This is a genomic window from Serratia sp. BW106 (genome assembly GCF_002607755.1).
Taxonomy (GTDB): domain Bacteria; phylum Pseudomonadota; class Gammaproteobacteria; order Enterobacterales; family Enterobacteriaceae; genus Serratia; species Serratia proteamaculans.
The window spans coordinates 168,754-195,662 of record NZ_MCGS01000012.1; the positions used below are offsets into that span (position 1 = coordinate 168,754).

Genomic DNA, 26,909 nt, shown 5'->3' on the forward strand with positions numbered 1-26,909 from the left:
ATTTACTCGCTGGCCGGTAGCTGTGACGGAAGATCAATATCCTGCACCACCGTGGGTTGATCAAGAGAAAGCAGGTACACCGACTGCCCTTTAAGCAGTTCACGCGCGCCATTATCACCACGCAATTGGCCAAGTTGTTTGCGCAAAAGGGCGGAAAATCCGACCGGGTGGCCCGGCTGCTGCAGGAAACTGGGGCGGACGATGGCGTGTTGCGATAAGGCGGTAGCCACCTGCTGGAAAACGCCTGGCGTGACGAAGGGCATATCCGCTAAATGTATCAACCAGCCTTGCCAGTGCGGCGTAGCCTTCACCCCGGCGGCGATGGAATCCCCCAGACCCGCGCTGGCCAGCAGCGTGACCGGCACCTGATAGACGGCGCAAACCTGTTGTACCTGAAGGTTATCCGGCCGGGTGACGACCCATACCGGCAGGCCCGAAGCCAGCGCCTGACACAGCGTCTGTTCAAACAGCGAGCGTCGTCGGCCGGACTGATCCGCAAACTCGGCATTCAATTTATTGCCTTCGCCACCGGCCTGAGAGAAGCGTTCCCCACGTCCGGCAGCGGCGATCACTATGCCTGTCGTCATCTTACCCGCCCGAATTTGCGCAACTTATTATTACCTTACTAAAAATATGTGTTTTTGAGATGTGTTTTTCTTGAAAACAGCATGTTAATCATCACATAATTTTGGTTATAAGCATATGCTTATGACGTCTACGGCAAGGTCGTCAGCGTTTGCGCAACACCACCGCTGAACACAAAAATAAAATAAAGAAACAAAGGACTTCTTATGAGCAATTTTAACCCGTCGCGACGCCGCTTTATCAAAGGCGCCGTGATAGCGGGGGTATCCGTATACCTCGCGCCTCTGTACAGCCGTGCCTACGCCGCGCTGTTTGAGCAAAAAATCCTCCAGTCGCCGAACTGGGATGCCCATGAAAAGCGTATTCGCTTTCGCATCGATGGCCGTGCCAAGGTGATGGGGCAGAAGGTGTTCGCCCGCGACATTCGCGCGGTCGATATGCCGCACTGGCCGCAACAACAGGCGCATGCGTTTATTTTACGTGTCACCAAGGCCGACCGGCTGTTCGAGGGCCTCGATCTCTCGTTACTGGGGGACGACCTGCAGCCAGACAGGCTGGTGACGGCAGAGGATTTGGCGCGCGACGGCCTGGCCTTCCCGGCGTTCTACGGCGACGACATGCTGCTGCCGGTGGGCAAAACCCCGGCCTATCTGGGGCAGGCGGTGGCGATCCTGATTTACCACGACTTCGCCCGTTTCCGCTTCGCCAAAGACAAGCTGAAATTCCGTGAAGAAACCCTCAAGTACGGGGCGGAAACCGGCCCGCTGGAGCGGGATCCCTGGGGCACCTTCCGTTATGTGCGGGTGGGTGGCGACAAGCCGTTCGACGACGATCGCTTCTCCAGCCTGAAAGATACGCCGATTTTCCCGGTATCGATGAAGAAACACCTGCCGGTCTGGCCGGAAGGCCGCGAAGGCGGCAAGCTGGATCAGGAAGGGATGTATTACGCCGGGATGATCGCCAATGAGCTGCAGGCGCCGCCGGAAGACTGGCTGGTGATGTCACGCCGTTATACCACGCAGTCGGTCGATACCTCGGCGCTGGAGCCGGATAACGCCAACGGTTGGTACGATGCAACAACGCAGACCCTGCATCTGGTGGTACCGACCCAGTCACCGCAGGAAGTGGCCGACGAAATGCCACGCATGCTGGCCAAGCACAATCCGCCGGTGAAACAGCTGATCCTGCACCCGTGCTACACCGTCGGTTATGGTTCGAAAGATCACTATAACTTCCCGTACTACGGCGCGGTGGCGGCGATGTACGGTGACGGGCACCCGGTACGCCTGGCCAATGACCGTTTCGAACAGTTCCAGACGGCGCTGAAGCGCCACGCTTTTGACATGAATTACCGCATTGCGGTCAACCGTCAAACCGGCGTCTTGCAGTCATTCCACGGCGAGATGAAGGCAGACGGTGGCGGTCGCAGCAATTTTACACCGTCGGTGGTGATGGTGGCGGCGACGGCGGCACAGTCGATTTACTACTTCCCAAAAAGCGATTTGTCTTCGGTAGGGCTGGCTTCACGTGCCATCGATGCCGGATCGGCACGCGGCTACGGCACGCTGCAAAGCATGGCCGCCACCGAGATGATGGTGGATGAACTGGCGGCCGAGCTGAAGATCGACCCGATCGAATTCCGTTTGCGCAACGTACTGAAATCCGGCATGAAAAACACGCAGGGCGCTATTCCGGCCGGGGCTATTCGTGCCGATGAAGTGCTGGAGAAGGCGGCGAAGCATGAAATGTGGCTGCAACGTGCCCAGCGTAAGGCGGAGTTTGAGAGCCAGCACCCGGGCAAACGCTATGGCGTCGGCTTTGGCTGCGTACAAAAAGACTTCGGTACTGGGGCTGAGACCTCGTTCGCCCGCGTCGAGCTGGGGGAAGATGGGCGCATTATGCTGCATCACAGCGGCGCAGAGATGGGAACCGGTATGTCGACCTCGCAGTCGGTGTTGTGCGCGCAGTGGCTGGGTAAACCGGCGGATGAGGCGCACTTCTCGGTGACCGACTGGTCGGTGCTGCCGATGGTTACCAGCGGCGATCCTTACATCATGTCGCAGGCCGAACAGGACCAGTTGCAAGCCAACCCGGCCTGGACGCCAAGCTATTGTTCACCTTCCAGCGCCAGCAACTCGGCGTTTTATTTCTCCCACAGTACGCGTGAAGCGGCGCGGCTGATATTCGATCACGGCCTGTGGCCGGCGGCGATGGCCATTTGGCAATCCGGCATCGGTGGCGGCCAGGCGGCGCCATTGGTGGTGCGCAGAGAAGACGCACGCTGGGTGGAAGGCGGGCTGACCGCGGCCGGGCTGGAAGTGCTGACCCTGGAGCGTCTGGCGAAACAGGCCTACCAGATGGGCGGTATCACCGGGGCCGCGGTACACGTGTTTAACCGCTGGCAGTGGGCGGAAGCGGACTTCACCCTGAGTGGTAATAGCGAACGTCTGCCGATTGACGGGCTGGCGGTGCGCAACGCCAATGGCGAATTCAAAACGCTGCCGCGCAACCAGGCCTATTACCCACCGACCCAACGCAATAACGCGGCGGTGACCTATTACAGCGCCGTCGGTACCCTGGCGGAAGTGGCGGTGGATATCGCTACCGGCCAGGTAGAACTGCTGAACCACCATTCGATCATGGAGTGCGGCAACCTGATTGTACCGGAACTGGTTTCCGGCCAATTGCAGGGCGGCCTGGCGATGGGGATTGGCCATGCGCTGCACGAATATTTACCGCTGTACGAAGATGGACCCGGTAACGGTACCTGGAACTTTAACCGTTACCACCTGCCGCGTGCCAGCGATGTGGCGGTCTGGAAACAGACCGATGACATCCTGCCCGCGCTGTCGGAAACCGATCCACCGAAAGGCATGGCCGAAGTGGTGATGATCCCGGTGGTTGCTGCGCTGGTTAACGCCATCGCCGACGCTACCGGCCACCGTTTCCGTGATTTGCCCGTTCGTGCAGAAAATATTCGTGAGGTATTACAATGAGCATTAAAACCCAGCCGATTTCCCTGACCATCAACGACAAGCAGTATGGCCCGATCGAAGTGCCGGAAGGGCTGATGATGATCGACTTCCTGCACGAATATCTCGACCTGACCGGCTCACGCCTGGGCTGCGGGCAGGGGATCTGCCACGCCTGCGTGGCGATTGTCGATCACCCGAGCGGTACCAGTGAGGAAGTGCGTACTTGTATCACTGGCGCACATTTCTTCAGCGGCAAGAAAGTGCGTACCGTCGAAGGCCATGCCAAGGTGGATGAACAGGGCGAAGTGGTCGAGCTTTCACCGATCCAGCAGGCTTTTCTGGAGCATTACAGCTTCCAGTGTGGCTACTGCACGCCGGGCTTTGTTAACGCCGCCACCATTTTTGTGGAAAAACTCAAGCGTGAGCCGATTGCCCGTGATCAGCTGGAAAGCGCTATCGAACAGGCGCTGGACAGCCATATCTGCCGCTGCACCGGCTACGTGCGTTACTACGAAGCGGTACGCGATGTGGTGCTGAAAACCCCAGGTCTGGTGAAGGAGACGGCGCAATGAAAAAACGTCTCGCACTGTTGATCCTGCTGGTGGTGATTATCGTCATCGCGGTGCTGTGGTGGCGTGAAAACCGCCATTACGACGGCCCGGTGCAACAGGTGACCGCCAGCACGGAACAGGTCGCCCGGGGCCGCTATCTGGCTCAGGCCGCCGACTGTGCCGCCTGCCATACCGCCAGTGGTGGCGCGCCAATGGCCGGTGGCTATCCGCTGGATACGCCGTTCGGTACCATCTACGGCAGTAATCTGACGCCTTCGGCCGATCAGGGGATTGGCCGCTGGACCAAAGACGACTTCTTCCTGGCGCTGACAAAGGGCGTGGCACCGGGCGGCCGTCATCTGTATCCGGCGATGCCTTATACCTCGTATAAAGGGATGACGCGTCAGGATGCCGACGATATCTATGCCTATTTGATGACCCGTCCGGCGGTAGACGTTGCCATTTCGGAAAACGCCATGCCGTTCCCGTTTAACCAGCGCATGGCGCTGATTGGCTGGAATCTGCTGTTCCGCAGTCAGGATCCGTTGCCGGCCAGTTCGCAGGGTGATTCGGCGCAGTGGCAACGCGGCCGTTATTTAGCGGATACGCTGGGCCACTGTGGGGAATGCCACACACCACGCGGCATGCTGGGCCAAATGGAACTGGGTAAACCGATGCAGGGCGGCGATCTGGGGCGCTTTATGGCACCGGACATCACCCCGAACGGGCTGGCGAAACGCGGCTGGACGCCGGACGATCTGAACCGCTTCCTCTCGACCGGTTTGGCGCCGCAAGGCTCTGCCTTCAGCGAGATGCATATGGTGGTGGATCTCAGTACCCGTCATCTGACGCCGGAAGACCACCAGGCGCTGGCGACCTATCTGATGGGCGAACAGCCGCCGGCGGCTGTGCCGGTTAAAATAGGCCAGGGCAGTGATGCCGGGCGCATCAGCTATCTGGATCAGTGCTCGGGTTGTCATGCGCGTGAAGGCGAGGGCAAGCCGCACGTGGCGGTAGCGATGCGTGATAACGCCACGCTGCGCCAGCCGGATGCTAAAAACCTGATTGTCTCGGTGCTGGACGGTTTACCGGCGCAGCAATTCCCTAACGGTGAAAGCATGCAGAGCATGCCGGCCTTTGGTGAGCGACTGGACGATGCGCAGGTGGCGGAACTGGTGAACTATCTGCGGGTGACCTGGGGCGGCTTGCCGGCGGATGTGACGGCCGAACAGGTGAAAGCCTTGCGTAAGTAAGGTTCAATGACAAAAATGGCTCGGCATGCCGAGCCATTTTTAATTAACGATTATCTGCCGGGGGGTCACCCAGTACCGGCATGCCTTCTTCATCCCACGCCAGTGATTTAATCCGTGTATGACGATTCGGGTCATAGAGCGAATCCCCCTCGATCTCCGTGTAATTACGAGCATGGTAAACCAACAGATCTTGCCCCTGTTCGTCAAGGGTAAAACTATTGTGCCCAGGCCCGAACTGGCGGTTTTTAACACTGGTCCGAAATAGGGGCTGGCCGAGCTTATGCCATTGGGTGGCATCGGTAATGTCGCCGTCGATATCGGCCCACAGCAGACCGAGGCAATAATTCTCGTCGGTCGCGCTGGCGGAGTAGCTGATAAATATCTTTTGGCCATGGGTGATCACGGCCGGCCCTTCATTGACCGAGAAACCGACGGTTTCCCAGGGGAGTTCCGGTTGGCTGAGCATCACCGGCTGGCCCTTGAGCGTCCAGGGATTTGCCATTTCTGCCAGATAAAGGTTGGAGTTACCGTGGATCGCCGGATCCTTTTGCGCCCACAGATAATAATGTTTGCCGCGATGCTTGAAGTGGGTGGCGTCGAGGGAAAAACTGTCGATATGCGTGTAAATTCGCCCTTTTTCCACCCAGTCTCCGGTCAGCGGGTTGGCTGCGCTGCATTCCAGTGCAAACATTCGGTGCTGGAACAGGCCGTCAGCAATCTCCGGGCTGTGGGCTGCGGCGAAGTACAAATACCATTTACCGTTAATAAAGTGCAGTTCCGGCGCCCAGATTAAATGGCTCATCGGCCCCTGCTGCGGTTTTTGCCACACCACCGTCGGGCTGGCTTGCGACAATTCGTTGATACTACGCGCACGCCGAAGCTCTAACCGGTCATATTCCGGCACCGAGGCGGTGAAATAGTAATAGCCATCGCTGTGGCGTAAAACAAACGGATCTGCCCGCTGTTCAATCAAGGGGTTAGGGTAGTCGCGCATCTCAGGTTCCTTACGGGTGTCGGGTTTCGAGTTGCTGTTCCGGGTAGTCGGTAAGCTCGCGGTAATTTATGCGTCGCTTTTCCAGATCGAGCTGAATCTGACGCATCAGTTGGCGATCAACCTTCAGCAGACGCACCACGCCGGCTGTGATCAGATATCCGATACCGGGGATCACCGTGAACAACAGGACGATGCTGTTCAGCGCGCCGGCGCTTTGGCTGACCGCATCCGCCTGATAGCCGGAGAGCGACATCAGGAAGCCAACCATGGCGCCAGCCACCGCCAGTCCGACTTTAAGGAAGAACAGATTACCGGAAAAGCTGATGCCTGTGATGCGCTTGCCCGTTTTCCATTCGCCGTAATCATCCACGTCGGCCATTAACGACCAGTGCAGCGGTGAAGGGATCTGATGCAGGATATTCAGCAGGAAATAGGCAGCCACGATCAGCGAAGTGACCTGAGGATTGAGGAAATAAAAACCACAGGAAAACGCCGCCAGCAAAATATTGGTCCAGAAGAACACTTTCAGTTTGCAGAAGCGATCGGTCAGGGGTTTGGCCAACGCGCTGCCAATCATCATGCCGACTACACCCAGCGCGATAAACAGGCTGGCAAAGGAAGTCGATTGTTGCATGACGTAGGTGACGTAATACATGGTGGCGGCCATACGGATAAAACCGGGGCAGACGTTGCAGAACGTCAGCAGCAGAATGCGCACCCACTGATCGTTTTTCCATACGTCTCTCAGATCGGATTTTAGAGCGTCATGGGTGGGTACTGCCGGGCGTATGCGTTCTTTGACCGTGGCAAAGCAGAACAGAAACATGAACAGGGCGACCAGCGCCAGCACACCCATTGCCATCTGATAGCCACGCGCTTTGTCTGCGCCGCCAAACCATTCGGCCATCGGTAACAGTGTCAGGGACAGGATCAGGGTAGCGATACCGACCAGGATAAAACGGTAGGACTGACAGGAGACCCGTTCCTGTGGATCCGAGGTAATCACACCGCCCAGAGAACAGTAGGGGATATTAATCGCCGTGTAGGTCAGCGACATTAAAAAGTAAGTCGCGAAGGCGTAGACCACTTTGCTGTTGTAGCTCCATTCCGGCGTTGTAAACATCAGTACGCTGAATAATACATACGGCAGGGAGATCCACAGCAACCAGGGACGAAAGCGTCCCCAACGGCTTTGGGTGCGATCGGCTATCGCTCCCATAATCGGGTCGGTGATGGCATCCAGCACGCGAACCGACAGCAGCAGCACGCCGACCAGCGCAGGCGTCAGACCGTAGATGTCAGTATAGAAATAGTTGAGAAACAGCATAATCGCTCCGCCGATCATGTTGCAGCCGGCATCTCCCATGCCGTAGCCAATCTTTTCTTTTATTGAAAGGGCATTGCTCTTCATGGACATTTTCTCCGAACTGGCAGGATCTGACTGAGTGGCAACGATTATTGTCCCGGTTGGCGGCGAGTTATCAGAAGTGAATGGTTGTAGAGATGGACAAATCAACCGTGGCGGAGAAACTGTGAGCCAGTTTGCAAAATCGAAAGGCAATAAAAAGGCCCGCAAATGCAGGCCTTGTTGTTTTTTAGTGAGTTACCTGCGGCCAGATGCGCTTACTGCGCGCTGGCTACGTTGTTTAACGGCATAGCCGATACCTAAAATGGCGACCCAAACCGGGATCAGCAGCACCGAGATTTGGATCCCGGGCGTCAGGTACATGATCACCAGAATCGCGGCCATAAACACCAGGCACAGGTAGTTACTGAACGGATACCAGAAGGCCTTGAACTTCGGCTCAACGCCTTCGCGGTTCTTGGCCGCACGGAATTTCAGGTGCGCCAGGCTGATCATCGCCCAGTTGATCACCAGTGCCGATACCACCAACGCCATCAGCAGTTCGAAGGCACGACCGGGGATCAGGTAGTTAATCAGTACGCAGAACGCCGTGGCCGTGGCGGAGACGGCAATCGCGATCACCGGTACGCCGCGCCCGTCGACCTTCAGCAGGCTTTTCGGCCCGTTGCCCTGTTTCGCCAGGCCGTACAGCATGCGGCTGTTGCAGTAGACACAGCTGTTGTAGACCGACAGCGCGGCGGTCAATACCACCACGTTCAGTACCGTTGCGACCAGGTTGCTGTTCAGAGCGTGGAAGATCAGCACGAACGGGCTGCCGCCTTCAACTACTTTGCCCCACGGGTACAGCGACAGCAGAATGGTCAGCGAGCCGATATAGAACAGCAGGATGCGGTAGATCACCTGATTGGTGGCTTTAGGAATGCTTTTCTGCGGGTTGTCGGCTTCGGCAGCGGTAATGCCCACCAACTCCAGCCCACCGAACGAGAACATGATCACCGCCATCGCCATCACCAGCCCCATGATGCCGTTCGGGAAGAACCCGCCCTGCGCCCACAGATTGGTCACGGTGGCTTCCGGGCCGCCCATGCCGCTGAACAGCAGGTAGGCGCCGAACACGATCATGCCGATAATCGCCACCACTTTGATGATGGCGAACCAGAATTCCATCTCGCCATACACCTTCACGTTCGCCAGGTTGATGGCGTTAATCGCCAGGAAGAACACCGCCGCAGACACCCAGGTCGGGATTTCCGGCCACCAGTACTGCACATAGATGCCTACCGCGGTCAGTTCCGCCATGGCAACCAGGACGTACAGTACCCAGTAGTTCCAGCCGGAAGCGAAGCCGGCGAAGTTGCCCCAGTATTTATAGGCGAAGTGGCTAAAGGAACCGGCCACCGGCTCTTCGACCACCATTTCACCCAGTTGGCGCATGATCAGAAATGCGATAAAGCCGCCAATGGCATAACCGAGAATGACCGAAGGGCCGGCCATCTTTATTGTTTGCGCGATCCCGAGGAATAGCCCGGTACCAATAGCGCCCCCTAGTGCAATAAGCTGAATATGGCGGTTTTTAAGGCCGCGTTTCAGCTGGTCGCCATCATGCTGTTGACCATCCATCAATGAAACCCTCTGTCGTTGCAGAATTACTCACATGCTGTAAAGCAGTGGTTACGATGTGTGTTTTGTTTTATTTACGGCGTTATATCTATTAATTCCACGGAGCCGCTACCGTTTGGCAAAGAATAATGTTATGCGCGCCAGTTTGCACCTGCTTTATGTGGTGAGTGATTAAGATTTCAGCAGTTTAGGAAACAAAATGCGGGTTGTGTGACGACAGGGGGGATTCAATGCATGAAATAAGCATTAACTCACATAATGCGCAAAAATAATCTCGAGATAGCTTATCGCCGGTGGCGAAATATTAACCGGCTGAACGCACCTTTTGTGATGTAAATAGGTATTCGTTAAAGCTTAATAAACATGCAATAGAATTCTACATTAGAGACTTCAGTCTGCCTGACGGCAGGTTTCGCAAAAGTTAAATCAAAAACCTACCTCGTAAATGGTATTACCAAGCATGCGTTAGCGGTTTGCAGCAGCTCTGGTATTGAGGTGTTAAAATGTGCGGGTAACCTGATTTCGATCGAGGCCCATATGGACAGGAGGTGAATACTTTGTTACTTTACCGTCACGTTTTTGAAATTGGTATTACCAATTGACTCCGCGCCATTCGCAGAGAAGAAATCACCCATGGCCTACAGCAAAATCCGCCAACCCAAGTTGTCAGACGTTATCGAGCAGCAGCTCGAACACCTGATCCTCGAGGGAACACTGCGCCCAGGCGAGAAACTGCCACCGGAGCGTGAACTGGCGAAACAATTTGATGTTTCCCGTCCTTCTCTGAGAGAGGCCATCCAGCGCCTGGAAGCCAAAGGGCTGCTCCTGCGCCGTCAGGGCGGTGGCACCTTTGTACAAACTAATCTGTGGCAGAGCTTTAGCGATCCGCTGGCTGAACTGCTGGCCGACCATCCTGAATCACAATTCGATCTGTTGGAAACCCGTCATGCCCTCGAAGGCATTGCTGCCTATTATGCGGCGTTGCGCGGTACCGACGAAGATCTGGCGCGCATCCGCGATTGCCACATGTTGATTCAGCAGGCCCAGGACAGCGGCGATCTCGACGCCGAAGCCGACGCGGTCATGCAATATCAAATCGCCGTGACCGAAGCTGCCCACAACGTTGTGTTACTGCACCTGCTGCGCTGTATGGGGCCGATGCTGGAACAGAACGTGCGTCAGAACTTTGAATTGCTCTACTCGCGCCGTGAGATGTTGGCAAAAGTGAGCAGCCACCGCGCCGGAATTTTTGAGGCGATTGTGGCACGTGAGCCCGAGAAGGCCCGCGAAGCCTCGCACCGCCATTTGGCGTTTATCGAGGAAATCTTGCTGGATCTCAGTCGGGAGCATACCCGACGCGAGAGATCGCTGCGGCGTCTCCAGCAACGCAAGGATTAAGAACGGTTCTCTTCAGGGCACACCAGCCTGCGGGGTTTACGTTCGAAGTGCTTAATTAAGCATTTAAGTAAGCGGCAACTAAACTGATGGGCCTGTCTTCGTGTGTTTTGTTTCAGAACACAGGAAGACAGGCTCCAAAACAAACCATTAGACAGATAAGGAATACCACCATGTCAGAACGTTTAAACAATGACGTGGATCCGATCGAAACCCGCGACTGGCTGCAGGCGATCGAATCGGTCATCCGTGAAGAGGGTGTTGAGCGAGCTCAGTTTCTGATTGATCAGGTTCTGGGTGAAGCCCGTAAAGGCGGTGTTAGCGTTGCAGCCGGTGCTGCGGCTCACAACTACGTCAACACCATCGCGGTGGAAGACGAACCTGCTTACCCTGGTAACCTGGATCTTGAGCGTCGTATCCGTTCAGCTATTCGCTGGAATGCGGTGATGACCGTTCTTCGTGCTTCCAAAAAAGATCTGGATCTGGGCGGCCACATGGCTTCCTTCCAGTCTTCTGCGACCTTCTATGAAGTCTGCTTCAACCACTTCTTCCGTGCACGCACCGAGCAAGACGGCGGCGATCTGGTTTACTTCCAGGGCCACATCTCTCCAGGTGTTTACGCACGTGCCTTCCTTGAAGGCCGCTTGACCGAAGACCAAATGAATAACTTCCGTCAGGAAGTTCACGGCAAAGGCCTGTCCTCTTACCCGCATCCTAAGTTGATGCCGGAATTCTGGCAGTTCCCTACCGTTTCTATGGGCCTGGGCCCAATCAGCGCTATCTATCAAGCGAAGTTCCTGAAATATCTGGAACACCGTGGCCTGAAGAACACCTCTGCCCAAACCGTTTACGCCTTCCTGGGCGATGGCGAGATGGATGAGCCGGAATCCAAGGGCGCGATCACCATCGCTACCCGTGAGAAGCTGGACAACCTGGTGTTCGTCATCAACTGTAACCTGCAGCGTCTGGACGGCCCGGTCACCGGTAACGGCAAGATCATCAATGAGCTGGAAGGCATCTTCGCGGGCGCTGGCTGGCAGGTACTGAAAGTGATCTGGGGTGGTCGTTGGGATGAACTGCTGCGTAAAGATACCAGCGGCAAGCTGATCCAACTGATGAACGAAACCCTGGACGGCGACTACCAGACCTTCAAGTCCAAAGACGGCGCTTACGTCCGTGAGCACTTCTTCGGCCGCTTCCCGGAAACCGCTGCGCTGGTCAAAGATATGACCGACGAAGAGATCTGGGCACTGAACCGTGGTGGTCACGATCCGAAGAAAGTCTTTGCTGCACTGAAAAAAGCGCAGGACACCCAAGGCAAACCAACCGTTATCCTGGCCCATACCATCAAAGGTTACGGCATGGGTGAAACTGCGGAAGGTAAAAACATTGCTCACCAGGTGAAGAAAATGAACATGGAGGGGGTTCACCACTTCCGCGATCGTTTCAACGTGCCAGTTGCCGATGCCGACATCGAAAAACTGCCGTACATCACCTTCGAGAAAGAGTCCGAAGAGTACAAATATCTGCACGAACGTCGTCAGGCGCTGAAAGGCTATGTGCCTACCCGTATGCCGAAGTTCACCGAGAAGCTGGAAATGCCGGCTCTGGCAGACTTCAGCTCCTTGCTGGAAGAGCAGAACAAAGAAATTTCTACCACCATCGCCTTTGTGCGTGCCCTGAACGTGATGCTGAAGAACAAGTCGATCAAAGATCGCCTGGTGCCAATCATCGCCGACGAAGCGCGTACCTTCGGGATGGAAGGTCTGTTCCGTCAGATCGGTATCTACAGCCCGAACGGCCAGCAGTACACCCCGCAGGACCGTGAGCAGGTTGCTTACTACAAAGAAGACGAGAAAGGCCAGATCCTGCAGGAAGGCATCAACGAACTGGGCGCAGCCTCTTCATGGTTGGCCGCAGCGACTTCCTACAGCACCAACGATCTGCCAATGATCCCGTTCTACATCTACTATTCGATGTTCGGGTTCCAGCGTATCGGTGACCTGTGCTGGGCAGCCGGCGACCAACAGGCGCGCGGCTTCCTGGTAGGCGGTACTTCAGGCCGTACCACCCTGAACGGTGAAGGTCTGCAGCACGAAGACGGCCACAGCCACATCCAGTCCCTGACTATTCCTAACTGTATCTCTTACGATCCAGCTTACGCGTACGAAGTGGCAGTGATCATGCACGACGGCCTGGTGCGCATGTACGGTGACGCGCAAGAAAACGTCTACTACTACATCACCACGCTGAACGAAAACTACCACATGCCGGCCATGCCGCAGGGCGCAGAAGAAGGTATCCGTAAAGGTATCTACAAGCTGGACACTCTGGCAGGCAGCAAAGGCAAGGTTCAGTTGCTGGGTTCAGGTTCTATCCTGCGTCACGTTCGTGAAGCGGCGAAGATCCTGGCAGACGATTACGGCGTGGGTTCCGACATCTACAGCGTGACTTCCTTCACTGAACTGGCGCGTGATGGCCAGGATTGTGAGCGTTGGAACATGCTGCACCCAACCGAAACTCCGCGCGTACCTTACATCGCTCAGGTGATGAACGAAGCGCCGGCGGTTGCGTCTACCGACTACATGAAGCTGTTCGCAGAACAGGTTCGTACTTACGTTCCAGCCAGCGACTATCGCGTTCTGGGCACTGACGGCTTCGGTCGTTCAGACAGCCGCGAAAACCTGCGCCACCACTTTGAAGTTGATGCTTCTTACGTTGTGGTTGCTGCACTGGGTGAACTGGCTAAACGCGGTGAAATCGAAGCTTCTGTGGTAGCTGATGCGATTAAGAAATTCGACATCAACCCAGAAAAAGTTAACCCGCGTCTGGCATAAGAGGTACAGAAGAATGTCTATCGAAATTAAAGTACCGGACATCGGTGCAGACGAAGTGGAAATCACCGAAATTCTGGTGAAAGTGGGCGATAAAGTTGAAGTTGAACAATCGCTGATCACCGTTGAAGGTGATAAAGCTTCCATGGAAGTCCCATCCCCGCAGGCGGGTGTGGTTAAAGAAATCAAGGTTTCCGTCGGTGACAAAACCGAGACCGGCAAACTGCTGATGATCTTTGAAGCAGAAGGGGCGGCTCAGGCCGCACCAGCCGCCAAGGCTGAAGAAAAACCGGCCGCAGCACCTGCTGCTGCACCGGCTACCGCTGCGGCCAAAGACGTTGCGGTACCGGACATCGGTGCTGACGAAGTTGAAGTGACCGAGATCCTGGTGAAAGTGGGCGACAAGGTGGAAGCCGAGCAGTCCCTGATCACCGTTGAAGGCGACAAGGCTTCAATGGAAGTCCCGGCACCGTTCGCGGGCACCGTGAAAGAGATCAAAATCGCCACCGGCGACAAAGTCACCACCGGTTCTATGATCATGGTCTTCGAAGTGGCTGGCGCCGCTTCTGCTGCTGCTCCGGCTGCGGCACAAGCTCCGGCTGCCCCAGCGGCACCGGCGGCTTCTGCGGCCAAAGACGTTGCAGTACCGGACATCGGCGGCGACGAAGTAGAAGTGACCGAAGTGATGGTGAAAGTGGGCGACAAAGTTGCCGCTGAGCAGTCACTGATCACCGTTGAAGGTGACAAGGCTTCTATGGAAGTGCCGGCACCGTTCGCAGGTACCGTGAAAGAAATCAAAATCAGCGCCGGCGACAAAGTGAAAACCGGCTCCCTGATCATGGTCTTCGAAGTGGAAGGCGCAGCGCCTGCTGCCGCTCCTGCCCAAAAAGCGGAAGCTGCACCGGCTCCGGCTGCAAGTTCTGCACCGGCCCAACAGGCTGCACCAGCTGCCAAAGGCGAGTTCACTGAGAACGACGCTTATGTGCACGCTACCCCGGTCATCCGCCGTCTGGCGCGTGAATTCGGCGTAAACCTGGCGAAAGTGAAAGGCACCGGTCGTAAAGGCCGCATCCTGCGCGAAGACGTTCAGACTTACGTGAAAGACGCGGTCAAACGTGCAGAAGCGGCTCCGGCTGCTGCTGCCGGTGGCGGTCTGCCAGGCATGCTGCCATGGCCGAAAGTGGACTTCAGCAAGTTCGGTGAGATCGAAGAAGTTGAACTGGGCCGCATCCAGAAAATCTCGGGTGCCAACCTGAGCCGTAACTGGGTGATGATCCCGCACGTCACTCACTTCGACAAAACCGATATCACCGATCTGGAAGCTTTCCGCAAGCAACAGAACGAAGAAGCTGCCAAGCGTAAGCTGGATGTGAAGTTCACCCCGGTGGTGTTCATCATGAAAGCTGTCGCTGCCGCACTGGAGCAGATGCCGCGCTTCAACAGCTCTCTGTCCGAAGATGGCCAGAAGCTGACGCTGAAGAAATACATCAACGTGGGTGTTGCGGTTGATACGCCAAACGGTCTGGTGGTTCCGGTGTTCAAGGATGTGAACAAGAAGAGCATCACTGAACTGTCCCGTGAACTGATGGCTATCTCCAAAAAAGCGCGTGACGGCAAGCTGACCGCAGGCGAAATGCAGGGCGGGTGTTTCACCATCTCTAGCCTGGGCGGTATCGGGACGACCCATTTCGCACCGATTGTGAATGCACCGGAAGTGGCCATTCTGGGCGTCTCCAAGTCTGCTATGGAGCCGGTCTGGAACGGTAAAGAGTTCGTGCCACGTCTGATGATGCCAATGTCGCTCTCCTTCGACCACCGTGTGATTGACGGTGCGGATGGTGCGCGCTTTATTACCATCATCAACAACATGCTGGCTGACATCCGCCGTATGGTGATGTAATGAAAAAGGGGCGCAGTTATGCTGCGCCCTTATCACTTCATTAGCAGTTTTGTCGGTTTTTGCATGACTCGACAAAATTGTTGAGACACGGGTCACTCGAACACGCTTTGCAGATTATTAACAATTCTGTAAACTGCTGGCGGTGTAAGCGTCCCGGTGGATGAAGGGCGTTATGAGATCGATTAGTAATAAAAATGACGTCAGACCCGCCGGACAATCAATTAAGAGGTCATGATGAGTACTGAAATTAAAACTCAGGTCGTGGTACTTGGGGCGGGCCCGGCAGGTTATTCTGCTGCCTTTCGTTGCGCTGACTTAGGTCTTGAAACCGTTCTGGTTGAACGTTATTCCACTCTGGGCGGTGTTTGCCTGAACGTGGGATGTATCCCTTCCAAAGCCCTGTTGCACGTTGCCAAAGTCATCGAAGAAGCCAAAGCCCTGGCCGAACACGGCATCGTTTTCGGCGAGCCGAAAACTGACATCGACAAAGTGCGCGTCTGGAAAGAAAAAGTCATCAATCAGCTGACCGGCGGTCTGGCTGGTATGGCTAAAGGCCGTAAAGTTAAAGTGGTTAACGGCCTGGGCAAGTTCACTGGCGCTAACACCCTGGTTGTTGAAGGCGAAAATGGCCCAACGACCATCAACTTCGACAATGCCATCATTGCCGCAGGTTCCCGTCCGATCCAACTGCCATTCATTCCTCATGAAGATCCACGCGTGTGGGACTCAACCGATGCACTGGAACTGAAAACTGTCCCAGAGCGTCTGCTGGTCATGGGCGGCGGTATCATCGGCCTGGAAATGGGCACCGTATACCATGCGTTGGGTTCACAGATCGACGTGGTCGAAATGTTTGACCAGGTGATCCCGGCCGCTGACAAAGACGTGGTGAAAGTCTTCACCAAACGCATCAGCAAGCAGTTCAACCTGATGCTGGAAACCAAAGTGACCGCGGTAGAAGCCAAAGAAGACGGCATCTACGTCACTATGGAAGGCAAGAAAGCACCAGCAGAACCACAGCGTTACGACGCGGTGCTGGTGGCTATCGGTCGTGTGCCGAATGGCAAACTGCTGGAAGCGGGTAAAGCCGGTGTTGAAGTTGACGAGCGTGGCTTCATCAACGTCGACAAGCAACTGCGCACCAACGTGCCGCACATCTTCGCTATCGGCGACATCGTCGGTCAACCGATGCTGGCGCACAAAGGCGTGCATGAAGGCCACGTTGCCGCAGAAGTTATCGCCGGCATGAAGCACTACTTCGACCCGAAAGTGATCCCATCGATCGCGTACACCGAGCCGGAAGTTGCCTGGGTGGGTCTGACCGAGAAAGAAGCGAAAGAGAAAGGCATCAGCTACGAAACTTCCACCTTCCCGTGGGCAGCTTCTGGCCGTGCTATCGCTTCCGATTGTGCAGACGGCATGACAAAACTGATCTTCGACAAAGAAACTCACCGTATCATCGGTGGCGCAATTGTCGGCACCAACGGCGGCGAGCTGCTGGGTGAGATCGGTCTGGCTATCGAGATGGGTTGCGACGCAGAAGACATCGCGCTGACTATCCATGCTCACCCAACCCTGCACGAATCTGTAGGTTTGGCGGCTGAGATCTACGAAGGTAGCATCACCGACTTGCCTAACCCGAAAGCCAAGAAGAAGTAATTCTGCTGGTTTGAAAGGTTGATAAGCGGCTCCTGAAAAGGGGCCGTTTTTTTATGGGTGGCGTGCAGTAAAAGGCCGCTCAGTGAGCGGCCAGTAGCTTACTTGTTCTGGAATATCACATTCAGCGTCAGGTTGTTGCCGTTAACCGTCCAACCCCCTTTGCTCACGCCAAACGCCGATCCCAGTACAATGAGCAGGATAAACATAGAACTCCCTTTCATTGCGCGATCCCTGTGGAACCACGACCACCGCGACTTCACCGGAAAAATCCCAGCGGAACAAGCGCTTTGTGACGCTTGTATCGCAGTAGTTGCAGCGCTGTTCTCAAGCCCGATGACCGGCTGCTAAACCGGCAGAACAGATCCGCCGAAATAGTACGTTGAAATGGATTTTAGGGCATTCTTTTTGTTGATTTTTTAATCACCATTGCGCACAATGTTCCTGCTTTGTGGCGCTTGTATCGTTCTTTAACGATGTAAGAAACCCGTGAGGTGCCTGCTAACACCGAACGGAACAAAAGAACCGCCTTTACGGCGGTTTTTTTGTGTCTCCGGCTCCCAACTTTTGATCTTCATACCCAATAGCCATTGTAAATGCATGGCTATTGTGTTGTGCTCGTCAGGCTAAATTGCATTGCTCACCAAGCCCCGGCTGACCTGTGTCGCAGCCGATTACACTGTACTCAACGATTCAGCAAAGATTTAATGTTGCTTTTATGTGAACGAATTAACAACCAATTCAAATCCTGATATGCTGGCTGAGCGGAACCGGGCACTGTAACTTACAGTCCAGGACATCGACAGCAGTGCCCCGTCAGGATCAATGGCATCAACACCGTGCGCTAAACCCGGTTTGAAAATATATACCCTACGGCTTTAAAGACGACGGGTATAAACGCCAGGCACAATAAATGACAATGAGAGCGAGGAGAATGTCGTGCTAGAAGAATACCGTAAGCACGTAGCCGAGCGTGCTGCAGAGGGCATCGTCCCTAAGCCGTTAGACGCCACCCAAATGGCAGCGCTGGTTGAATCATTAAAAAATCCGCCAAAAGGCGAAGACGAATTCCTGTTAGACCTGCTGATAAACCGTGTACCCCCGGGCGTCGATGAAGCCGCCTATGTTAAAGCCGGTTTCCTGGCTGCCATCGCCAAAGGCGAAGCAACATCCCCCCTGATTACCCCTGAAAAAGCCATAGAACTGTTGGGCACCATGCAGGGCGGCTATAACATTCATCCGCTGATTGACGCGCTGGATAACGAAAAATTGGCTGCGATTGCAGCTAAAGCGCTGTCCCATACGCTGCTGATGTTTGATAACTTCTACGACGTGGAAGAGAAAGCCAAAGCGGGTAACCCACACGCCAAAAAAATCATGCAGTCCTGGGCCGATGCCGAGTGGTATCTGTCACGTCCGCAGTTGGCGGAAAAAATCACCGTTACCGTGTTCAAAGTCACCGGCGAAACCAATACCGATGATCTGTCACCGGCACCGGATGCCTGGTCGCGTCCGGATATCCCGTTGCACGCCCTGGCGATGCTGAAAAACGAACGTGAAGGCATAGTGCCGGATCAGCCGGGTAGCGTTGGCCCGATCAAGCAAATCGAACTGCTGAACAAAAAAGGCTTCCCGCTGGCCTACGTCGGTGACGTGGTCGGTACCGGCTCTTCCCGTAAGTCTGCCACCAACTCGGTGCTGTGGTTTATGGGCGATGACATCCCGCACGTGCCTAACAAGCGCGGCGGCGGTGTAGTGCTGGGCGGTAAAATTGCGCCAATCTTCTTCAACACCATGGAAGATGCCGGCGCACTGCCGATTGAAGTGGACGTTAATGACCTGAACATGGGCGACGTAATCGACATTTACCCGTACAAGGGTGAAGTACGTAACCATGAAACTGGCGATCTGATTGCCAACTTCGAACTGAAAACCGATGTGCTGCTCGACGAAGTGCGCGCCGGTGGCCGTATCCCGCTGATCATCGGCCGTGGCCTGACCACCAAAGCGCGTGAAGCGCTGGGCCTGCCGCACAGCGACGTGTTCCGCATTGCCAAAGAAGTGGCTGCCAGCAGCAAAGGTTTCTCACTGGCGCAGAAAATGGTTGGCCGCGCCTGTGGCGTTGCCGGCGTGCGTCCGGGGGAATACTGTGAGCCGAAGATGACTTCCGTCGGTTCTCAGGACACCACCGGTCCGATGACCCGTGACGAGCTGAAAGACCTGGCTTGCCTGGGCTTCTCCGCCGATCTGGTCATGCAGTCGTTCTGTCACACCGCCGCGTACCCGAAACCGGTTGATGTGACCACTCACCATACGCTGCCGGACTTTATCATGAACCGTGGTGGCGTATCGCTGCGTCCAGGCGACGGCGTTATCCACTCCTGGCTGAACCGTATGCTGTTGCCGGATACCGTAGGTACCGGTGGTGACTCCCACACCCGTTTCCCGATTGGTATTTCCTTCCCGGCGGGTTCTGGTCTGGTCGCCTTTGCTGCCGCCACCGGCGTGATGCCGCTGGATATGCCTGAGTCGGTGCTGGTGCGCTTCAAAGGCAAAATGCAGCCGGGTATCACCCTGCGTGACCTGGTGCATGCCATCCCTTACTACGCCATCCAGCAGGGCCTGCTGACCGTAGAGAAGAAGGGCAAGAAGAACATCTTCTCCGGCCGTATTCTGGAAATCGAAGGCTTGCCGGAACTGAAGGTTGAGCAGGCATTCGAACTGACTGACGCCTCTGCCGAACGTTCCGCAGCCGGTTGTACCATCAAGCTGGATAAGGCGCCGATCGAGGAGTATCTGAACTCTAACATCGTGCTGCTGAAGTGGATGATCTCCGAAGGCTACGGCGACCGCCGTACGCTGGAGCGTCGTGTCCAGGGCATGCAGAAATGGCTGGCAGATCCGCAATTGCTGGAAGGCGATGCAGATGCAGAATACGCGGCGGTGATCGACATCGATCTGGCGGAGATCACTCAGCCAATCCTGTGTGCGCCAAACGATCCGGATGACGCGCGTCTGCTGTCTGATGTGGCCAACAGCAAGATCGATGAAGTGTTCATCGGCTCCTGCATGACCAACATCGGCCACTTCCGTGCTGCCGGCAAGCTGTTGGATCAGCACAAGGGGCAGTTGCCGACTCGTCTGTGGGTGGCACCGCCAACCAAGATGGATGCGGCTCAGTTGACCGAAGAGGGCTACTACAGCGTGTTCGGCAAGAGCGGTGCACGCATCGAGATCCCGGGCTGTTCACTGTGCATGGGTAACCAGGCGCGAGTGGCCGACGGTGCGACGGTGGTTTCCACCTCTACCCGTAACTTCCCGAACCGTTTGGGGACGGGTGCCAACGTCTATCTGGCATCTGCAGAACTGGCGGCTGTGGCTTCATTGCTGGGCCGTCTGCCAACGCCGGACGAGTACCAGACGTACATGGCACAGGTCGATAAGTCTGCGGCGGATACCTACCGCTATCTGAACTTTGACCAGTTGGGCCAGTACACTGAAAAAGCCGACGGCGTGATCTTCCAAACCGCTGTTTAAGTCGCTATATTGCGCAACTGTTTAACGGGAGGCCTTGGCCTCCCGTTTTATTTTTCTCAGTTGCCAACTTTGCGAGCGCTCACTGAGTTAGTCATGAATTAATGTTTACACTAAGAGAAAGGGCTCAGGAGGGCGTGCTATGGATTACGAATTTCTGCGTGACGTGACCGGACAGGTGATCGTCAGATTTTCGATGGGGCATGAGGTGATTGGCCACTGGATCAACGAAGAACTCAAAGGCGATTTTAACCTGTTGGATCGGATCGAAGCCGGTGCGGCCGAGGTCAAGGGCAGTGAGCGTCAATGGCAGTTGGAAGGCCGTGAATACACGCTGCTGATGGACGGTGAAGAAGTAATGATCCGCGCCAATCTGCTGGAGTTTGAAGGCGACGAAATGGAGGAGGGGATGAATTATTATGACGAAGAAAGCCTCTCATTCTGCGGCGTTGAGGATTTCCTGCAGGTACTTAAGGCCTATCGTTCTTTTATGCTGAAATACTAAATTATGCCAACAGGGGCAGTGGCTGCCCCTGTGTATTTAACCAGCAGTAGCTAAGCTACGACGTGCAGTCCCAACACGGCGAAAATATTAGCCAACACCCCCACGACGATCGCGGCAATTGGGCCGGCGGCCAGCTTCATAACCGGTCGCCCGCTAATTTCGTTAAGAATATACAGGCTGACGACCACAAACATGCCGGTGCCTGCCCAAATCTGATTACCCGCATTCACGCCCCCGACGAGCAAGGCAATCTCCAGGATCTGCGTCATTGAAGTCCGAATGTTGTCTCCGGACATCTTCAATGCCGGGAAGCGGTTCATCGCTTTGCCTATCTTGCTCAGGCTGGTGATTTCCACACCCATGGCACTGGCTCCCAATATGCCTGCAACGATCGGGTTTGGTGCGAGATAACCCAGCCCCAGGAACCAGTCACACCAACCGTTGGTGCCGTAAACGCCACTGATCATGGCGGTGGTGATAATCAATGGCATAAAGGCGATGGCCTGCACGATAGCGACAATCGCAGCGGAGGTCATATTGCCTTTCCCTACCAAAGCGGCGGCGATAGGTTCGCCTGCGATCCAGTGGTAGTTAGCCGTGATAGCAATCAGTGCCGCCATTGGCAGCAAATAAAGGGCATTTTTGCGAATGCGTTTGATGTTGTCATCAAACAGGCTGTGTTCCAATTCTTCACTACGACGCTTATCGCGGGAAGCGAAGAACAGCAGGCAAATCATGCCAACCAGCATCGCAATACCTTCCGGGCTGAGTGAAATCTCATTGCCTGCAATGGTCAGTGGGTTGATGCGCTCAATAATCACGCGTCCCATAAAGGAGGCTATGATGGTAATCAGCCCGGCTTTTTTGCCAAATTGATAACCTACGGTAATTGCAGGGAAGGCGACGAAAGCATAAATGATTGGGTCACCCACGGAAGCCAAAGCATCCAGGAAATTCACCGGCAGGTAAGCAAAGCCTTTGATCACTCCATCCAGTGCCACGGTGATCAACGCACCATAAAGGGTGCCAATGAGCACTGCCAGTTTGGTGTTGTTAAACGAGACGCCAATAATATCGGCAGTCAGCAGTACGATATGAATGACAATAACGCCTGTTGCCAGGGTTATTGGCATGGCAAAACCGGTTATGAAGCCGATGCTGATGGCAAATGAAATGCCTGCCAATTCTTTACGGCTCATATTGCCGTTCATAAACTCCGGCATAATTGGGCGCAAGCCATCGTGATAAACCGCGATACAGCGGTTCGCAAGAAAAGTCGCATAACCGCCCATCAATGCGAACAGAATGATTTTTATAATGTTGAATGATTCCATTTCGTCCCCTGAAGAAGCCGCTGGCTTCAGTAGCGCTATCATCCTTGCTGAGCCCGATGAACGGGCGCAGCGGATTAATTATTTTTTTAATAGTGCGGCGATAAAGGCTTTTATCGAGCTTTCGGCGCGATCGTTGGTAAAACCAAATGCCTTTTTCCCATCGGCGAGCAATTGCGCGATCTTCTCTTGTGAAGGTTGCGTTATGGCGTTGGCGATGGTGGCACATTTGTCACGGCCAATCAGCGCATAGGCCATCGCCAACGCCCCGCCGGCCCCGCTTTGGCAGGCACCAAGGTAGTAATCGAAGCTGCCATTTTTAACCTTCATGGCGGCATCCATATCGGTAAATATTTCAGATGTGAATTGTTCTTCACCGAATTTTGCCAGGCATTCCTGAATCTCGTTTTTGTTTAGCTGTCCACCAATGGCTATTTTGATCATGATTTTCACCTGATGTTATTTATCTGAAGAACGACCGGCGGCGTTAAGCACGGTCAGAAATGAGCGACCGTTGTACGGTGCTTTGGTGTTGAAGAACTCACAAACTGTTGCCCCCACATCTGAAAGTGTGGTGCGAGTACCGAGCGGGCAAGGTGCTTGGCCTGTGCGGAAAATCAATAGGGGAACCTGTTCACGCGTGTGTTTACTGTGGCCGACGGTAGGATCGTTGCCGTGGTCAGCCATGACAACAAGACAATCGCTTTCATCCATCGCAGAGATGATTTTTGCCAGCGAGGCATCGACCAGTTGCAGGCGTTCGGCATAGCGCTCGACATCTTGTGCATGGCCGGCAAGATCGGTTTCCTGAATATTGGTGCAGATGAACGCTGGCTCAGGGCGCTGCAATTCTTCAAGGGTAATATCCAGAATGCTTTGAGAATCAACCAACTGTTGGTAATTGCGACCCTGTGGGTTTTCGACGATATCGGCCACTTTCCCTACCAGTACGGTTAAAATACCTCGCTGGTGCAGCTGTTGGGGCACCTGAACGCTGGCATCGACACCATAGCCCAGGTGAATCACCTGGAAGCCACGTTGATAAACTCCGGCTTTCGGACTGTTGATACCGACGAAGCGATTGTTTTTGACCTCCGCTGCCGCCAGGATCTGTTCACTGCTTTGCAACAACCCACCGTAGGCGATAACTCGGCCTACTTCGACATGCCCGCGTACCACCCGGCCAATTTTTTCAACCTGTTCGAAGCTGATGGCCGAAAGATTGGCACAGACATTAAACACCTGGCCTAAATCCGCCTCGAGGTTATCGCCAATGGCGACCGCGTCGTTGACCCAAAGCAGGCATAATTCGCTGTTTTGGACCGGGTAGCGTTCTACCTTAAAACCTTCGGTTTTTAGTGCCTGCTCCACCTTTTCAAGTACGGTCGAAAAGGGCATGCGTACCGGAGGAAGCGGGAGAGTGCCCATGATCTCCTGATGCCCCATGAAGGTATCTCCACCCTCGTGTTGCAGCAGAGCGACACCAAAAGCCGCTATCGGGCTCTCGTGCATGGCGCCGACTTGATGATAGGGAGCGGCGATATGCAGCGCATTGATCAAGCCGAGTTTTTCCAGCATCGGGAGTTGCAGATTGGGCAACCGTTGCAAAATATGACCGCAAGTGTTCGCACCAATGTCCTGTGGACGCACCTCGGGTACATCTCCCATGGCACCCACGCCAAAACTATCGATGACCAAAACCACAAACTTATCCATGATGGCTCCTTGTCAGGTTGTTACCGAGACTATCAAATACCCCCAACAGTTGAGGGTTACCCATTTGAATGCCGCTTATCAGCGCCACATCACTGCGCGTTACAAAAATCTGAGTGCGAAAACACATAATGACCGGGCTGCTGACGGGCCAGAGCCCTGTTAGCGGCAATGTATAATCGATACTGTCGCTATCTATTGGCAGCACGCGGCTGCGCTGCCATTGGCCATCGAGCACCAGCGCGTTTTGCAGGTGGCCGCGGCGATAGTAGCCACCGCCATAACAGAAGCTGGTGTTGTCCTGGCTATGCGAAATTTCAGAAAGATAAAGCATGGCTATTTTTTCCGGACCACCACCGTACTGATTTGCAGGCTGCGTGCCCGTCAGGGCATGACCGGGCTCGGTATGAGTTACCCCTGCAGCGGCCAATTTGGGCAGGGTTTCGATGCAGGTTGCCGAAGCGGCATTCATTTGCCGAACTTCAATGCCGTGCTGTTCCAGCAGGTTTTTCGCCTTGGCTAATGTGGCGAGGTTGGGGGTCGCCTCGGTACTTTGCCGTTGCTCGTTGAACAGCATGCAGGGGAAGTGCGTTACCCCAATAATTTCAACGCCCGCCAACCTGCTGATTTGATTAATCACGTCCGGCAGTTCAGCCAATAAGAACCCCGCCTCCTGGCCCGGATAGATCACATCACCGTTATCCTGGACTTTCAGCAGTAGCGGCTGCCTATGCTGTTGGCGTAGCGCGGCGATAGAGATTTCCCGTGCCTTTTCAATGCTATAAACGGTAATGACTTCTGGTCTTTGGGAAATGATTTCATCAATCATATTCGCCGGCGTTTGCACCAGATGACCAATGTGGGCTATCGGTAAGCCATGCTGCCAAAGTTGACGTGCTTCTTTAAAATCAACGGCGACAATGCCTTGATAACCCTTTTCCAACAACAGCTTGCATAACAGCGGATTGCGACCAAACTGTTTACTCATCAGATACAGCGAAAGGCCAAGTTTTTCTGCGCATTCCTGCAACAACCGGGCATTTTCCAATACCAGGTCGACATCGATAACGTAGCAATCCGGCCCGATATCACCGTTACGCCAAAAGTGAACGGCGGCATCAATCAGAGCAGAGTTTTGTTTTTCCAGCGCATTAAGAAACATAGGTCCCTCGATGTATGTTATTAATTCATTTTTTTGAATATTTAGGCTAAAACCAAAAACTCACTCCGTGCTGCAACCTGATTGAGCGAGATACAGGCCAAAAACGTTAGCCAGCAAGTAGCCGAGTTCAGACTGTGGAACCGTAAATGCAAACAGACTCAGTAAGTCGTTGTTAATTTCCCTGATGTTAGCAAAGACGTTCGATGCTTCGATCTCATTTAATAGCTCCGGATCGATAGCTGTGATTATTTCCCCATGGAGTGCGCGCGTCATGGCATTTGCCATATGGGTAATCATCATTTCTCCCTGGGCATGGCGGATATTGAGCTGCCAATGCTGCTCGAGTCTTTTAATTACCTCAAGCATGCCGATATAGACTTCTTTATCAATGACCTCGGCATCATGTAAAATCTGCAGACGTATTTCCATTTTATTGTTCCTGAGCTAGTAGCTGGGTTCCCGGATACCTTTTTTGACTTCCTGTTGATGCGCTAACAGTCGCTGCAGGTTAACCAGCGTGTTGACCAGATGAGGGATTACTCGGTCATCGTTACGCACCAGCAGAACGGCTTCGGAAGCTTTAATACTCACCGGATAATCATCGAGTGGCTCTTTGACCAAATTCAGACTGTCGAGATCTTCGGTCACGTTCCAGACTGTCGCATCTATTTCGCCTCGCTCAATCCGCATCAGGGATTCGTTGTAAGGCAGATTAATGCGCTCAATCTCCTGGCCGGCAAATACCATCTCAGTGAGCAGACGCTGATCGGGTGAACGCGGATCCAGGCCAATACGGTGAATGTTCTCTTTTTCGCCTTTACGATAAACCAACTGGTGTCCATCAACATAAGAGCCGGCACCCAACATCATAGCCGCAGTCACTTTGCCAGCACGCAAGTAGCTTTCCGCGGCAAGATGGGAGACGACCGCCATATCATAAACGCCATCGATCAGGCATTCGATACGGACATCCGCACCGCGCATGTGGGCGTAATAGAGCGGATATCCCTCGAACTGGGCTTTCAATGCGCTGGCCAGTCCTTCATACAGTCGGGTGTAAGGCAATGGCATGGCGCATACAATGTTGCCGATATCTGCCTGTTCCAGCAGGGCTGGGTAATTCATATTACTGAGCAAGGTGCCATTCCTGCCGCGACGATCCAGCGTAACGCAGGAGGTGGCCTCCAGGGTTTTCAAGGCGTGTTGCACAACGCCGACTGAGAGATTCAATTCAGTGGACAGTTCATCAATGGTTTTCAGTCGTGCTCCCACTGCCAGTCCGAACAGGTAGCGCGCCAGGCTGACTAACGCCAGACCTTCTTTTTTAATAAATGCTTTGCTCATCGTTTTTAATTTTCATTTTAATGAAGATTTAAATCTTCTATCTTCCGACTCAATCAGGCAATGACCAAAAAATGATAATGGGAGAGGGATCACACAATGGGGGATAGATGATCACGACTTATTGGTTTCAGCGCAAACAGAGAGGGTTATTCAGCGTAGGGCGCGGCGGTATTGAACTGACCCCAAGAAGT

The 26,909-nt window shown here is 54.5% G+C and carries 19 protein-coding genes; 9 read left to right on the forward strand and 10 right to left on the reverse strand.

The genetic code is table 11. From position 1 onward, the window contains the following. Positions 1–2: 2 nt before the first annotated feature. On the reverse strand, positions 3–587 hold the full coding sequence (locus BEI65_RS11150) for an NTP transferase domain-containing protein (protein WP_099063382.1): 585 nt from the start codon (positions 585–587) through the stop codon (positions 3–5). A 204-nt stretch (positions 588–791) separates the two neighbouring features. Between BEI65_RS11150 and BEI65_RS11155 the strand changes: the two genes are divergently transcribed. From BEI65_RS11155 to BEI65_RS11165, 3 genes are read left to right on the forward strand one after another with little or no spacing between them, the layout of a single operon-like run. Next, a complete protein-coding gene (locus BEI65_RS11155) occupies positions 792–3,581 on the forward strand; it encodes a xanthine dehydrogenase family protein molybdopterin-binding subunit (RefSeq protein ID WP_099063383.1) in 2,790 nt (929 codons plus the stop codon). Then, entirely contained in the window at positions 3,578–4,132 is a 555-nt protein-coding gene (locus BEI65_RS11160) for a (2Fe-2S)-binding protein (RefSeq protein WP_085118899.1), read from the forward strand. Before BEI65_RS11155 ends, BEI65_RS11160 begins: the two co-directional genes overlap by 4 nt. After that, on the forward strand, positions 4,129–5,364 hold the full coding sequence (locus BEI65_RS11165) for a cytochrome c (protein ID WP_099063384.1): 1,236 nt from the start codon (positions 4,129–4,131) through the stop codon (positions 5,362–5,364). Before BEI65_RS11160 ends, BEI65_RS11165 begins: the two co-directional genes overlap by 4 nt. Positions 5,365–5,407: 43 nt before the next feature. Here the strand turns inward: BEI65_RS11165 and BEI65_RS11170 are convergent, their stop codons facing one another. From BEI65_RS11170 to BEI65_RS11180, 3 genes are all read right to left on the reverse strand, one after another. Next, positions 5,408–6,358 (reverse strand): family 43 glycosylhydrolase, encoded by a 951-nt coding sequence (locus tag BEI65_RS11170; protein ID WP_099063385.1) that lies wholly within the window; start codon positions 6,356–6,358, stop codon positions 5,408–5,410. A 10-nt stretch (positions 6,359–6,368) separates the two neighbouring features. Beyond that, positions 6,369–7,769, reverse strand: a complete 1,401-nt coding sequence (locus BEI65_RS11175; RefSeq protein ID WP_099063386.1) for a glycoside-pentoside-hexuronide (GPH):cation symporter — start codon at positions 7,767–7,769, stop codon at positions 6,369–6,371. 192 nt (positions 7,770–7,961) lie between these two features. Beyond that, entirely contained in the window at positions 7,962–9,344 is a 1,383-nt protein-coding gene (locus BEI65_RS11180; protein ID WP_099063387.1) for an amino acid permease, read from the reverse strand. Positions 9,345–9,977: 633 nt separating this feature from the next. On the opposite strand from BEI65_RS11180, the gene pdhR reads away from it, so the two are divergent. The 6 genes from pdhR to yacL all read left to right on the forward strand — a co-directional run bounded on the left by pdhR (position 9,978) and on the right by yacL (position 21,168). Next, the gene (pdhR, locus tag BEI65_RS11185; protein WP_012146714.1) at positions 9,978–10,742 is read left to right on the forward strand and encodes a pyruvate dehydrogenase complex transcriptional repressor PdhR; all 765 of its coding nucleotides are present in this window, start codon (positions 9,978–9,980) and stop codon (positions 10,740–10,742) included. Positions 10,743–10,912: 170 nt separating this feature from the next. Continuing rightward, positions 10,913–13,576, forward strand: a complete 2,664-nt coding sequence (gene aceE, locus BEI65_RS11195) for a pyruvate dehydrogenase (acetyl-transferring), homodimeric type (RefSeq protein WP_099063388.1) — start codon at positions 10,913–10,915, stop codon at positions 13,574–13,576. Positions 13,577–13,589: 13 nt separating this feature from the next. Beyond that, entirely contained in the window at positions 13,590–15,473 is a 1,884-nt protein-coding gene (gene aceF / locus BEI65_RS11200; protein WP_099063389.1) for a pyruvate dehydrogenase complex dihydrolipoyllysine-residue acetyltransferase, read from the forward strand. Positions 15,474–15,707: 234 nt separating this feature from the next. After that, positions 15,708–17,132, forward strand: coding sequence for a dihydrolipoyl dehydrogenase (gene lpdA / locus BEI65_RS11205; protein ID WP_012146711.1), 1,425 nt, complete (start codon positions 15,708–15,710; stop codon positions 17,130–17,132). A gap of 936 nt (positions 17,133–18,068) precedes the next feature. Then, positions 18,069–20,666 (forward strand): bifunctional aconitate hydratase 2/2-methylisocitrate dehydratase, encoded by a 2,598-nt coding sequence (gene acnB / locus BEI65_RS11210; protein WP_099063391.1) that lies wholly within the window; start codon positions 18,069–18,071, stop codon positions 20,664–20,666. 139 nt (positions 20,667–20,805) lie between these two features. Beyond that, the gene (gene yacL, locus BEI65_RS11215; protein ID WP_099063392.1) at positions 20,806–21,168 is read left to right on the forward strand and encodes a protein YacL; all 363 of its coding nucleotides are present in this window, start codon (positions 20,806–20,808) and stop codon (positions 21,166–21,168) included. Positions 21,169–21,218: 50 nt separating this feature from the next. On the opposite strand, the gene BEI65_RS11220 is transcribed toward yacL, so the two are convergent. From BEI65_RS11220 to yhfZ, 6 genes are all read right to left on the reverse strand, one after another. Then, the gene (locus BEI65_RS11220) at positions 21,219–22,502 is read right to left on the reverse strand and encodes a YhfT family protein (protein WP_099063393.1); all 1,284 of its coding nucleotides are present in this window, start codon (positions 22,500–22,502) and stop codon (positions 21,219–21,221) included. A gap of 78 nt (positions 22,503–22,580) precedes the next feature. Further along, entirely contained in the window at positions 22,581–22,943 is a 363-nt protein-coding gene (locus BEI65_RS11225) for a DUF2620 domain-containing protein (protein WP_099063394.1), read from the reverse strand. A gap of 15 nt (positions 22,944–22,958) precedes the next feature. After that, positions 22,959–24,215, reverse strand: a complete 1,257-nt coding sequence (locus tag BEI65_RS11230) for a phosphopentomutase (RefSeq protein ID WP_099063395.1) — start codon at positions 24,213–24,215, stop codon at positions 22,959–22,961. Then, a complete protein-coding gene (locus BEI65_RS11235) occupies positions 24,208–25,374 on the reverse strand; it encodes a YhfX family PLP-dependent enzyme (protein WP_099063396.1) in 1,167 nt (388 codons plus the stop codon). The genes BEI65_RS11230 and BEI65_RS11235 overlap by 8 nt, the downstream gene beginning before the upstream one ends. 60 nt (positions 25,375–25,434) lie before the next feature. Next, positions 25,435–25,803 carry a PRD domain-containing protein gene (locus tag BEI65_RS11240; protein ID WP_099063397.1) on the reverse strand — a complete coding sequence of 123 codons (369 nt, stop codon included), beginning with the start codon at positions 25,801–25,803 and terminating at the stop codon, positions 25,435–25,437. Between the two features lie 15 nt (positions 25,804–25,818). Beyond that, on the reverse strand, positions 25,819–26,718 hold the full coding sequence (gene yhfZ, locus BEI65_RS11245) for a GntR family transcriptional regulator YhfZ (protein WP_099063398.1): 900 nt from the start codon (positions 26,716–26,718) through the stop codon (positions 25,819–25,821). Positions 26,719–26,909 lie beyond the last annotated feature (191 nt).

What these genes read in the sequence shown, in the direction of transcription:
- BEI65_RS11150 (WP_099063382.1), bottom strand. Translation starts at nt 587, where the DNA reads ATGACGACAGGCATAGTGATCGCCGCTGCCGGACGTGGGGAACGCTTC.
- BEI65_RS11155 (WP_099063383.1), top strand. Translation starts at nt 792, where the DNA reads ATGAGCAATTTTAACCCGTCGCGACGCCGCTTTATCAAAGGCGCCGTG.
- BEI65_RS11160 (WP_085118899.1), top strand. Translation starts at nt 3,578, where the DNA reads ATGAGCATTAAAACCCAGCCGATTTCCCTGACCATCAACGACAAGCAG.
- BEI65_RS11165 (WP_099063384.1), top strand. Translation starts at nt 4,129, where the DNA reads ATGAAAAAACGTCTCGCACTGTTGATCCTGCTGGTGGTGATTATCGTC.
- BEI65_RS11170 (WP_099063385.1), bottom strand. Translation starts at nt 6,358, where the DNA reads ATGCGCGACTACCCTAACCCCTTGATTGAACAGCGGGCAGATCCGTTT.
- BEI65_RS11175 (WP_099063386.1), bottom strand. Translation starts at nt 7,769, where the DNA reads ATGAAGAGCAATGCCCTTTCAATAAAAGAAAAGATTGGCTACGGCATG.
- BEI65_RS11180 (WP_099063387.1), bottom strand. Translation starts at nt 9,344, where the DNA reads ATGGATGGTCAACAGCATGATGGCGACCAGCTGAAACGCGGCCTTAAA.
- pdhR (WP_012146714.1), top strand. Translation starts at nt 9,978, where the DNA reads ATGGCCTACAGCAAAATCCGCCAACCCAAGTTGTCAGACGTTATCGAG.
- aceE (WP_099063388.1), top strand. Translation starts at nt 10,913, where the DNA reads ATGTCAGAACGTTTAAACAATGACGTGGATCCGATCGAAACCCGCGAC.
- aceF (WP_099063389.1), top strand. Translation starts at nt 13,590, where the DNA reads ATGTCTATCGAAATTAAAGTACCGGACATCGGTGCAGACGAAGTGGAA.
- lpdA (WP_012146711.1), top strand. Translation starts at nt 15,708, where the DNA reads ATGAGTACTGAAATTAAAACTCAGGTCGTGGTACTTGGGGCGGGCCCG.
- yacL (WP_099063392.1), top strand. Translation starts at nt 20,806, where the DNA reads ATGGATTACGAATTTCTGCGTGACGTGACCGGACAGGTGATCGTCAGA.
- BEI65_RS11220 (WP_099063393.1), bottom strand. Translation starts at nt 22,502, where the DNA reads ATGGAATCATTCAACATTATAAAAATCATTCTGTTCGCATTGATGGGC.
- BEI65_RS11225 (WP_099063394.1), bottom strand. Translation starts at nt 22,943, where the DNA reads ATGATCAAAATAGCCATTGGTGGACAGCTAAACAAAAACGAGATTCAG.
- BEI65_RS11230 (WP_099063395.1), bottom strand. Translation starts at nt 24,215, where the DNA reads ATGGATAAGTTTGTGGTTTTGGTCATCGATAGTTTTGGCGTGGGTGCC.
- BEI65_RS11235 (WP_099063396.1), bottom strand. Translation starts at nt 25,374, where the DNA reads ATGTTTCTTAATGCGCTGGAAAAACAAAACTCTGCTCTGATTGATGCC.
- BEI65_RS11240 (WP_099063397.1), bottom strand. Translation starts at nt 25,803, where the DNA reads ATGGAAATACGTCTGCAGATTTTACATGATGCCGAGGTCATTGATAAA.
- yhfZ (WP_099063398.1), bottom strand. Translation starts at nt 26,718, where the DNA reads ATGAGCAAAGCATTTATTAAAAAAGAAGGTCTGGCGTTAGTCAGCCTG.